This window comes from Deltaproteobacteria bacterium (assembly GCA_030690165.1).
Taxonomy (GTDB): Bacteria; Desulfobacterota; GWC2-55-46; order UBA9637; family UBA9637; genus JACRNJ01.
The window spans coordinates 1-9887 of sequence record JAUYHF010000025.1; the positions used below are offsets into that span (position 1 = coordinate 1).

At 41.2% G+C, this 9887-nt stretch carries 12 protein-coding genes, 3 tRNA genes and 1 other RNA gene; 5 read left to right on the forward strand and 11 right to left on the reverse strand.

From position 1 onward, the window contains the following. Nucleotides 1-199 precede the first annotated feature (199 nt). The 5 genes from Q8P28_05040 to Q8P28_05060 all read left to right on the forward strand — a co-directional run bounded on the left by Q8P28_05040 (nucleotide 200) and on the right by Q8P28_05060 (nucleotide 2425). A tRNA-Ile gene (locus Q8P28_05040) sits at nucleotides 200-275 on the forward strand. Nucleotides 276-353: 78 nt separating this feature from the next. Beyond that, on the forward strand, nucleotides 354-1094 hold the full coding sequence (locus tag Q8P28_05045) for a C4-type zinc ribbon domain-containing protein (protein ID MDP2682162.1): 741 nt from the start codon (nucleotides 354-356) through the stop codon (nucleotides 1092-1094). A gap of 11 nt (nucleotides 1095-1105) precedes the next feature. Beyond that, complete coding sequence (locus Q8P28_05050) at nucleotides 1106-1654, forward strand: ribonuclease HI family protein (protein ID MDP2682163.1); 549 nt, start codon at nucleotides 1106-1108, stop codon at nucleotides 1652-1654. Further along, nucleotides 1653-2038, forward strand: an RNA gene (gene rnpB, locus Q8P28_05055) — RNase P RNA component class A. The genes Q8P28_05050 and rnpB overlap by 2 nt, the downstream gene beginning before the upstream one ends. Before the next feature lie 54 nt (nucleotides 2039-2092). Then, on the forward strand, nucleotides 2093-2425 hold the full coding sequence (locus Q8P28_05060) for a hypothetical protein (protein MDP2682164.1): 333 nt from the start codon (nucleotides 2093-2095) through the stop codon (nucleotides 2423-2425). On the opposite strand, the gene Q8P28_05065 is transcribed toward Q8P28_05060, so the two are convergent. The 11 genes from Q8P28_05065 to rpsB form a co-directional block, all read right to left on the reverse strand. After that, nucleotides 2415-3179 carry an HNH endonuclease gene (locus Q8P28_05065; GenBank protein MDP2682165.1) on the reverse strand — a complete coding sequence of 255 codons (765 nt, stop codon included), beginning with the start codon at nucleotides 3177-3179 and terminating at the stop codon, nucleotides 2415-2417. The genes Q8P28_05060 and Q8P28_05065 overlap by 11 nt on opposite strands. Before the next feature lie 29 nt (nucleotides 3180-3208). Next, on the reverse strand, nucleotides 3209-4240 hold the full coding sequence (locus Q8P28_05070; protein ID MDP2682166.1) for a virulence RhuM family protein: 1032 nt from the start codon (nucleotides 4238-4240) through the stop codon (nucleotides 3209-3211). Between the two features lie 102 nt (nucleotides 4241-4342). Beyond that, nucleotides 4343-5242: a permease-like cell division protein FtsX gene (gene ftsX / locus Q8P28_05075; protein ID MDP2682167.1), complete on the reverse strand. Its 900-nt coding sequence runs from the start codon at nucleotides 5240-5242 to the stop codon at nucleotides 4343-4345. 16 nt (nucleotides 5243-5258) lie between these two features. Next, the gene (gene ftsE / locus Q8P28_05080) at nucleotides 5259-5909 is read right to left on the reverse strand and encodes a cell division ATP-binding protein FtsE (GenBank protein MDP2682168.1); all 651 of its coding nucleotides are present in this window, start codon (nucleotides 5907-5909) and stop codon (nucleotides 5259-5261) included. A gap of 110 nt (nucleotides 5910-6019) precedes the next feature. Beyond that, nucleotides 6020-6096 (reverse strand) — tRNA-Asp (locus tag Q8P28_05085). Between the two features lie 97 nt (nucleotides 6097-6193). Further along, a tRNA-Val gene (locus Q8P28_05090) sits at nucleotides 6194-6269 on the reverse strand. A gap of 121 nt (nucleotides 6270-6390) precedes the next feature. Then, the gene (locus Q8P28_05095; protein MDP2682169.1) at nucleotides 6391-6666 is read right to left on the reverse strand and encodes an HU family DNA-binding protein; all 276 of its coding nucleotides are present in this window, start codon (nucleotides 6664-6666) and stop codon (nucleotides 6391-6393) included. Nucleotides 6667-6740: 74 nt separating this feature from the next. Beyond that, nucleotides 6741-7298 (reverse strand): ribosome recycling factor, encoded by a 558-nt coding sequence (gene frr, locus Q8P28_05100; protein MDP2682170.1) that lies wholly within the window; start codon nucleotides 7296-7298, stop codon nucleotides 6741-6743. 16 nt (nucleotides 7299-7314) lie between these two features. Continuing rightward, the gene (pyrH, locus tag Q8P28_05105; GenBank protein ID MDP2682171.1) at nucleotides 7315-8028 is read right to left on the reverse strand and encodes a UMP kinase; all 714 of its coding nucleotides are present in this window, start codon (nucleotides 8026-8028) and stop codon (nucleotides 7315-7317) included. Between the two features lie 16 nt (nucleotides 8029-8044). Further along, nucleotides 8045-8647, reverse strand: coding sequence for a translation elongation factor Ts (gene tsf, locus Q8P28_05110; GenBank protein ID MDP2682172.1), 603 nt, complete (start codon nucleotides 8645-8647; stop codon nucleotides 8045-8047). 149 nt (nucleotides 8648-8796) lie between these two features. Then, entirely contained in the window at nucleotides 8797-9561 is a 765-nt protein-coding gene (gene rpsB / locus Q8P28_05115) for a 30S ribosomal protein S2 (GenBank protein MDP2682173.1), read from the reverse strand. Nucleotides 9562-9887 lie beyond the last annotated feature (326 nt).

Below are 9887 nucleotides of genomic sequence, written 5' to 3' on the forward strand. Positions count from 1 at the left end.
GGAGAAGGACAAGACCTATGGGTGTGTTCAGCGACAGAACGAGTATGGAAAGAATACTGTATGCTGTATTTACCTATGAAAACAAAAAGGAGGGAACTAATACCCCTTTCTTACTGACACATAATAATTGACATTACCTAAATAAAAGAAACCTTGACAAAGGCATAACTTTTTTTTAGTATAACCTTTCAATTTTAAAGGGCCCATAGCTCAGTTGGAAGAGCCACCGGCTCATAACCGGTCGGTCCCTGGTTCAAGTCCAGGTGGGCCCACCATGTCTTGTTCCTGTAAAAACAGGAAAATATTCACCCCCACACCAAAGATTTTGGGTAGGGGTTTAGTTGAGGGAATTTTTGAAAAGCCAGCTATTATTACTCAAAAAGATTCAGGATATTGACATTCAAATAGGTTTGATAGAAAAGGAGGCCAGGGAAACAAATGCGGATGCAGAGAGGCTTTTGGCCGAGGTTCGTGGATATGAAGATAAATTAGAAATAATGAAGAAAGAAATTGATGAATTGGAAAATGCGAGGCGGACATTAGAGGGTGAACTAACCGAATATGCAGAGAGGATAAAGAAAAATGAGGATAGGCTCAAGAATATAAAAAATGATAAGGAATTTAAGGCAGCTACAAAAGAAATGAATACGGCAAAAAAGGATAAACTGGCAAAAGAGGGTGAAATTAACAAGCTAAATGCCAATATAGATGAGAAAAAAGGTTTTATAAAAGAGGAAGAAGACAAATTAAGAAATAAAAAGGATGAGCTTGAAGCAAAAAAACTGAGCATTGAAACAAATAAGGAAAATGGGGAGAAGAAAATAAAAGAAAAAACGGAAGAAAAGATGGCAATTGCCAAAGATGTTTCCTCTGCCCTTTTAAAGAAATATGAAACAATAAAAGAAAAAAGACATGGTATAGCGATAATATCAGTAGCGGCTGGCGCCTGTCAGGGCTGTCATATGAATATACCTCCTCAGGCATATATATATCTTCAAAAAGGTTCATCAGATCTTATTTTCTGCCCCCACTGCCACCGCATACTATATTGGAACCCAACATCTGAAACTCAAGAAAAAGGACAGCCTGTTTAAACTCTTCTGCATTGAAAGACAATCTTAAATATACATTCCTCAAAAGATTGGCGGAAACCCTTGACTTTGCGAAAACAAAGAAAGATTTCCATGAGATGTCTGACAAGGATATACAGTCTTTTCTTCTCAAACTTGCTGATACCTTCAAACCCGCAGAGGTGATCAATATCTATGTGGATGGCGCGTCAAGGGGAAATCCAGGAGATGCCGGAATAGGTGTTTTTATAAAAGCAGCGGATGGAAGGGCGCTGGTGAAAACAGGACGATACATTGGCAAGACCACAAATAATGTGGCAGAATACCAGGCTCTTATTGCTGCGCTGAAAGAGGCAAAGTCTCTTGGCGCTACGACAGTTAAGATCTTTGCGGATTCAGAGCTTATGGTAAAGCAGATAAATGCTGAATATAAGGTAAGAAGCGCAGGATTGATACCGCTTTATAAAGAAGCAACTGCCCTATTGATGACATTTAAAAGGTATGATATCATTCATATAAACAGAGAGGAAAATATAGAGGCAGACAGGCTTGCAAATCACGCAATAGATATAATGGCTCGCTGAAGCGAGATGAGATGACCGCTGCCCCGATGTAATATCGGGGTGGAGGAAAGTCCGGACTCCGCAGGGCAGGGAGGTCGCTAACGGCGACCGGGAGAGAATCCCAGGGATAGGACCACAGAAAACAAACCGCCTTGATGGTAACATCGGGGTAAGGGTGAAACGGCGGGGTAAGAGCCCACCGCCCCGATGGCGACATCGGGGGCACGGCAACCCCCTCCCGGAGCAAGACCAAATAGGAAGGCATTTAAGGATGGCCCGTCCGCGCCTTCGGGTTGGTTGCTTGAGGCGCTGAGCAATCAGCGTCCCAGATGAATGGTCATCGCCCTCACACCTATAATATAGATGCGAGGGAGACAGAACCCGGCTTACGGTCTCGCTTCAGCGGGCTTTTTTATTGTTTTAGGCTGGCAGGACTTACTTATAACAAAAAGGCTATGATTGGCAAATAACAGAGGGATGATGCTCAAAGGCTGCCCTTCAAATATATCGGTAACGGCTCGTATTGCCTCTATCTGGTATTCATGGTTGCTGTCGAAGTGGAGTTTCATGATAGTTTTTCAATTAGTGAATTTTGCCATTTATCCGATTGTTTTTTCCCCAACCGGCATTGCCAGAGAACAATCACTTGCCATCCGGCTTTCTTTAATTGCCGGATATTCTTTTTATCCCGCTCAACATTTCCGCTTATTTTCTTTTCCCAGAACTATTTTCTTGCTTCAGACCGTTGTGAGTTTTTACAGTTCTTGTGGCACATTTGAATTCATTCCCTAAAAATATTTTTGTGATGATATTCTAAGAATTCTTTTGAGGGCAAAAATTTGTCTGGTAAAATGATTGACTGATTTTCATATTTAAGAAACAAATCAGTAACTATATTGTCTTTTCTAAAATTATTGAAATATTTCGAAACTTTAATTTTATAGTTAGCCGTAACAGTTATAAAACCTTTATCAAATGCCCTGTCGTGAATTGAATTTAAACATAACCCATTGTGAGGATTTAGTCTGTTTTTTTCATCTTTTGCCCAAGGAACAATATGACTTGCAACTAAAAAATCTGGAATTGACAAACCCGTAATGCAACACTTCAAATTGTAAGATGAAAGAATTGTTGAACGAAAAAAACTTTGATTAACCCTTGCTTTGATTATTGCTTCTTTTTCTTTTCCTGCTGGAATGTCTGCAATGTTTATTTCTGAAAATATTTCTAAAGGTTGATTAGTAAATTTTGAAGTCAACAATTCACTTTCATAAGCAAGATTATCCCAATCATTATTGAATTCTTTCCAAATAATTTCATCCAACTTGCTTGTATTTCCTAAACCAACAATTCCTCTCTTCCTCAATTCAGGATCAAAACTTCCAAAGTTTCCGATTTTCATTTTTACAGAATTCGGTGTTCTGCCAATAATTTTTGCAATACGGATTATATCTGGATGCTTTGAACTAACTTTATTGAAAGGAATTTTACAATAAAGATTTAATGCAACGATTGTTTGTTCTCTTGTCCATGTATTTTTTGGCATTTTTAAAATATTAGGAATACGATGTGGATTCATTTATATTTCAATTTCTTCCCCATCACCTTCTTTACTTCCCTATCAAAATCGCTCTCAAACTCCCTGTCCTGAACCACCCTGAATTTTTCATATTCACCTTCCGCCAATTGTTTAGCCACTGAGTTGCTAACTTTGCCTGCGTTCTTCAATATCTGGTATTCATTAAACCGCAGGAAGGCATCCAATTTTTGCACCCAATCTTTCATCTTCATCGGTATCTGGCGGGCAGCCTGATTCTCGGCATAGTCCAGATACATTGAGACAATACGCTCCAGTTCCTTGATTTCTTTTTCGATAAGGTAGTTTTTGGCGATTGTAACATCCGTCTTCAATATCTTGCCTTGCGGCGCATTCTTCCATGTTTGCAAGCCCATGTGGGGTTTTGAAGCGTTGGCTCTTTCGGCGACTATCTGAGCGGCGGTCTTCCCGGTAATCGCCCAATGCAGTTTGTTCTGCACGGTCTTGAAAAAGGTTTGGGTTATATCCGCATCTTTATCGTAGTTAATGCTGCATTGCTGATATATGTCTGTGATTTTTTGATAGAAGCGCCTTTCGCTCGCCCGTATCTCCCTTATGCGTTCAAGGAGTTCGTCAAAGTAATCCTTCCCAAAACGCCTTCCCTGCTTTAGCCGTTCATCATCCAAGACAAAGCCCTTGACGATAAACTCTTTCAGGGTCTTTGTCGCCCAAATGCGGAATTTTGTAGCCTGCCGGCTGTTTACCCTGTAACCTACTGCAATAATTGCATCAAGATTATAGAAGTCAACATCCCTGGCCACATCACGACTGCCCTCCTTTTGAACTATCCGAAATTTCCGGATAGTTGCTTCGTGGCGCAATTCTCCTTCATCAAATATGTTTTTCAGGTGATCATTGATAGTTCTAACATCTTTTCCAAATAATTCCGCAATTCGCTTTTGGCTTAGCCAGAAGGTTTCGTTTCCGAAAAATACCTCAACATGAACATCCCCATCAGGCGAGGAATAAAGGATAATATCCGAAAAATGAGATTTTGATTTATCGCTCATATCGTCTTAAAATCCATCCCCCTCCCTTCTCCTTGAGAAGAGGGAGAATTTAAGGTTTCGCAAATTTTCTTCAAAACTTCTAGCAAAGTGTAGCCGGCAAGTTCAGGGTAGTAAGGAGAACCTCTTCCTCAGAGATATAGCGCTTCCAAGAATGCCCAGAAAAATTCCGCCGGCAATAAGCCCGCATAAAAAATAGGTTGTTAAAACCGGCAGGTTGACCAGCGAAGCAAAAACCGGAGGGGTTTTCAGCATCAAAATTTCTCTGGCCGTATGCAGAATGCCTACTGCTGTAACCGAGCCTAAAAAACCCTCCACAATGCCTTCAATTAAAAACGGGGCCTTTATAAATATACCTGTTGCCCCCATAAGACCCAGTATTTCTATCTCCTCTCTTCTGGCATACACCGCAAGCCTTATGGTATTTGATACAATAAATACCGTGGCTAAGAGGAGAAAACCGCCTATTATTAAGGCAAACACCTCTACAAATCTTATAAAGGCAAAGAACCTGTTAAGCCACTCCTGACCGTATTGAACATCCTCAATACCGCTCGTTGTCTTAAGTTTTGATATAAGGCCTCTAATACCCTGCGGCGTCCTGAATAGATTTTTTACCTTAATCTCCAGCGATGCGGGAAATGGGTTTGCGCCTAAACCCTCTAATATCCCTTTTTGTCCCTTCAATTCTTCCTTAAATACAGAAAAGGCCTTTTCCTTTGAGATGTATTCCAAACTCTCCACCTCCGGCATGACAGCTACATCTCTTTCTATATTTGAGATTGCATCAACGGATATGCCGTCTCTCATATAAGCTATAACCTGAATCTCGTTCCCCATGCTGCTTAGCGTATTACTCAGGTTTATAAAAATACCAAGAAATAATCCGCAGATAGCCAGAGAAATAGCAATTGTTGCTATTGTCACAATGGATGTTACAATATTGACCTTTATATTCTGGAAGGCCTCAGAAACAAAATATACAAGCCATCTAAGGTAATTCAAATTCCACCCTCTTGAGTCAGATTGCCACCCTTCCCTTGTCAAGAAGAATAGCCCTTTTATTAAATCTGTCTATCAGATGTTTGTCATGGGTAGCAACAACCACAGTGGTTCCTCTGGCATTTATGTCATTGAAGAGATTGATTATATCAAGGGCCCGCTCAGGGTCAAGATTTCCTGTAGGTTCGTCTGCAAGAAGTATGGTGGGTTCTTTTGCCAATGCCCTTGCAATAGCCACCCGCTGCTGTTCGCCGCCTGAAAGCGTTAAGGGCTTAAAATTTGCCCTGTGCTGAAGCCCCAGATAAGACAGTACCTTAAGAACCCTTTTATTTATATCCCTATTGTCCATACCTGTAATGCGAAGCGCAAGGGCAATATTATCAAAAACTGTTTTGTTGTTTAAGAGCTTAAAGTCCTGAAACACAAAACCTATCTTCCTTCTGAAGGGAGGGATTTCTCTCCGGCTGAATCTTGACATATTCTTTCCGCCTATTATAATCTGCCCCTGTGTCGGCCTCTCTGTATAAAGCATGAGTTTTAATAAAGTGGACTTGCCGGCCCCGCTTGCACCGGTTATAAAAACAAATTCCCCTTTATCAATCTTCAGGGTTATATCTGTTAAGGCAGATATGCCGTCATAGTTCTTATAGACATGAAACATGTTGATCATGTTAGCTTTAGCCTCACGCTATTTTTATCATACTGCCGGATACAAAACAACATACCGATAATAAAAAGAAAAGCCCTCACACCTATGCATAGGTGTGAGGGCAACAAACATGGCGGGGCCGACGGGGCTCGAACCCGCAACTTCCGCCGTGACAGGGCGGTGCTCTAACCAATTGAACTACGGCCCCTAAAAAACAGTGATCAGTGGTCAGTGAAAGAATGTTTATAAAACTGATCACTCGCCACTGATCACTCATCACTCCGATTTTGCCTCAGGCAAAATGTTGGTAGGCGGAACAGGGATCGAACCTGCGACATCAGCCTTGTAAGGGCTGCGCTCTACCAACTGAGCTATCCGCCCAATAAAGAATACATGAAATAGAAATCAGGAAAGAGGAAAATTAATTCCTGATTCCTGATTTCTAATCCGTAAACACATGGCCATCCCCTGCCATATGGCAACTAATCTTATAATATCTGCCTTACTTTCTTACTGCATCTTTCAGGCCTTTTCCAGCCTTAAACTTTGGAACCTTCGCTGCCGGGATATTAATCTCTTTTCCTGTCTGAGGATTACGTCCCTTCCTTGCCTTTCTCTTGGAAACGGAAAATGCTCCGAAACCAACAAGGCTGACTGTATCCCCCTTTTTCAAAGATTTGGTCACAGTCTCTGTAAAGGCATTTACCGCCTTTTCAGCAGCAACCTTTGTAATCTCAGCCGCTCCTGCGATTGCGTCAACAAGTTCACCCTTTGTCATATTCTATCCTCCTTCCTTAATGAATTAAAATCTGTAAATGCTATAACAAACTTTCTTAAGCCCTGTCAAGCAAATTATACTTCCATTATCTCTTTTTCCTTATGTTTTAGAATATCATCAACCCTGTCTATATATTTATCTGTTATCTCCTGAATCTTAGTCTGGCTCTTTTTTAGATCATCCTGTGAAATTGTTTTGTCCTTTTCCAGTTTTTTTATTTCCTCATTGGCGTCTCTTCTGTTATTCCTTATTGCAACCTTACCTTCCTCCGCATTTTTTTTTGCCGTCTTTACAATCTCTTTACGACGTTCCTCTGTAAGTTGTGGAATGGAGATACGGATAAGTTTACCATCATTGGTTGGAGTTAGTCCCATGTCTGAATTCATAACAGCCTTTTCTATGTCTGACAAAACACCCGCATCCCACGGCTGGATTGTAATAAGCCTACTCTCCGGAACCGATATGGTGGCAAGCTGATTAATCGGAGTAGGTGTTCCGTAGTAATCAACCCTTATCCCTTCAAGCATGGAAATGGACGCCCTTCCTGTGCGAAGCTTTGCAATTTCGCGATGAAGCGCATCTATTGACCTATCCATCTTATCCTTTAGTTCTTTGAAAATAGCATCTATCATATCGTCCTCTATCTGCCTATCTTACAATAGTTCCTGATTTAGCCCCCTTTACAATCTTCTCTATATTGCCCTTTGTTTTCAGATTAAATACAATAATAGGAAGTTTATTATCCATACAAAGGGATATTGCAGTGGTATCCATAACCTTCAAGCCCTTTTTCAGAACATCTATATATGTAAGTTCATCGTATTTCTTTGCCCTCTTATCCTTTACAGGGTCTCTGTCATAAACGCCGTCAACCTTGGTTCCCTTAAGTATTACATCCGCATGTATCTCTATGGCCCGAAGGGATGCGGCTGTATCTGTTGTAAAATACGGGTTGCCTGTGCCGGCGGCAAAGATTATCACCCTCCCCTTTTCAAGATGTCTCACTGCCCTGCGTCTTATGTAAATCTCTGCCACTTCCTTCATCTCAATAGCAGACATAACGCGGGTATAAACCCCTTTTTTTTCAAGCGCATCCTGAAGCGCCAAGGCGTTTATAACAGTTGCCAGCATGCCCATGTAATCCGCTGTTGCCCTGTCCATGCCATTGGCGCTGGCAGCGATGCCCCTGAATATATTGCCACCGCCGATAACTATCGCCACCTCTACTCCGAGGTCTCGCACATTTTTTATCTCTTTTGAGATGCCTTCTATAACATTGACATCCAAGCCGTAATTTTGGCTGCCCATAAGGGCTTCACCGGAGAGTTTCAAAAGTATACGTTTAAATTTTGATTTGGACATAAAATTAAAAAACGGTTCAAACTATTTTTTCGCCGACCTTAAACCTGGCAAAACGTTTTATTGATATGTTTTCCCCGATCTTTGTTAGAGTAGCGGTTAAAAGGTCTTTGACAGTTGTATCTGGATTTTTTACAAATGCCTGCTCCAGAAGACATGCCTCCTGAAAAAACTTTTCTATCTTGCCGTCAACCATCTTTTCTATAACCTTTTCCGGTTTGTTTGATTGAGCGGCCTGTGTTTTGTATATAGACCTTTCCTTTTCAATTACATCCTGCGGAACATCTTCTCTTCTAATATAGTAAGGGTTTAACGCAGCTATATGCATTGCTATATCCTTTACTAAGGACTGGAACTCCTCAGTCTTCGCAACAAAATCCGTCTCGCAGTTTATCTCCACAAGGACGCCAACCTTGCCGCCTGCGTGTATATATGAGCCAACAAGCCCTTCTGATGTAACCTTATCCGCCCTCTTTGCCGCTGATGCAAGGCCCTTTTCCCTGAGAAAGGTAACAGCCGCCTCAAAATCCAGCCTTGTTTCTGCAAGCGCCTTTTTGCAATCCATAATCCCTGCCCCTGTCTTTTCCCTCAAATCTCTGACCATGCTTGCTGATATTTCCATAAAACCCCCAAATAAAGAAAATTTCAAAACTCAAAAGTCAAATGTCAAAACTACAACCTTAAAACTCAAAACTTTTCAAACCAGTTTGAAGGCTTTGAGTTTTGCGTTTTGAGATTTGAGTTAAATTATCTATCAATACTTTCAATACCTTAAGAAGCTGCAACAGTTTCCGTTGAAGCGGTCGCCATAGCGCCCTGTTCTTTATCTGTTGCTGCCTGAAGACCTTCTTCATAAATCTGTCTGCCTTCCAGACAGGTAGCTGCAGCAGATGAAACAAACAACTGAATGGCCCTTATAGCGTCATCGTTCCCAGGTATAATATAGTCAACATTATCAGGACTGCAATTGGTGTCAACAACCGCAACTACAGGAATTCCCAGCTTCTTCGCCTCTTTCACGGCAATGGCCTCTTTTTTCACATCTATCACAAATATTGCGCCAGGCAATTTACTCATATCCTTTATGCCTCCCATATACCTGTCCAGTTTAATCCTCTCCCTTTCAAGCATAAGAGCTTCTTTCTTGGTTATGGCCTCCATCTTGCCTTCCGCCTTCATGGCCTCCAGTTCATTAAGCCTGTTTATCCCTTTCTTTACAGTAGAAAAATTAGTCAGCATCCCGCCAAGCCATCTTTGATTGACATATAACATCCCGCACTTTTTGGCCTCCTCCTCAATTGCTGATTGGGCCTGTTTTTTGGTGCCGATAAAAATAACCTTATTACCGCCTGCTGTAACTCCCTTGAGAAAATCATATGCTGCCTTGAACATCTTTACAGTCTGCTGAAGGTCTATAATATAGATGCCGTTTCTTGCCCCAAAGATATAGGGCTTCATCTTTGGGTCCCACCTCTTTGTCTGGTGGCCGAAATGCACCCCTGCCTCCAAAAGTTGTTTCATTGTCAGATACGCCATACTTCCTCCTTTTTGGTTTTTCCCTCCACCATCTTCTCATTGCCACAGTATCCTTATAAAGGACACCCCTATGGCAATCCAACGGTGTGTGGATTTATCCCCACACCAAAGATTTTGGTGTGGGGATTTATTACAGCCTGCATTTTTAACACAATATGTATTGATTTGCAAGCTCAAAAATATTGCTGTAAAGCCAAAATAGAAATGTCCTATTCTTACCAAAATAGAAATGTCCTGTTTTATGTATCAGCCTCCCTCAATTCTTTTTTGTTTATATCTTTATATCTGTCAGCATGTTTACTGTAGTTCAATCTCCTCCATGGATG

What these genes read in the sequence shown, in the direction of transcription:
- ftsE (MDP2682168.1), bottom strand. Translation starts at nt 5,909, where the DNA reads ATGATCAACATGTTTCATGTCTATAAGAACTATGACGGCATATCTGCC.
- rpsB (MDP2682173.1), bottom strand. Translation starts at nt 9,561, where the DNA reads ATGGCGTATCTGACAATGAAACAACTTTTGGAGGCAGGGGTGCATTTC.
- Q8P28_05065 (MDP2682165.1), bottom strand. Translation starts at nt 3,179, where the DNA reads ATGCCAAAAAATACATGGACAAGAGAACAAACAATCGTTGCATTAAAT.
- Q8P28_05095 (MDP2682169.1), bottom strand. Translation starts at nt 6,666, where the DNA reads ATGACAAAGGGTGAACTTGTTGACGCAATCGCAGGAGCGGCTGAGATT.
- pyrH (MDP2682171.1), bottom strand. Translation starts at nt 8,028, where the DNA reads ATGTCCAAATCAAAATTTAAACGTATACTTTTGAAACTCTCCGGTGAA.
- Q8P28_05070 (MDP2682166.1), bottom strand. Translation starts at nt 4,240, where the DNA reads ATGAGCGATAAATCAAAATCTCATTTTTCGGATATTATCCTTTATTCC.
- frr (MDP2682170.1), bottom strand. Translation starts at nt 7,298, where the DNA reads ATGATAGATGCTATTTTCAAAGAACTAAAGGATAAGATGGATAGGTCA.
- tsf (MDP2682172.1), bottom strand. Translation starts at nt 8,647, where the DNA reads ATGGAAATATCAGCAAGCATGGTCAGAGATTTGAGGGAAAAGACAGGG.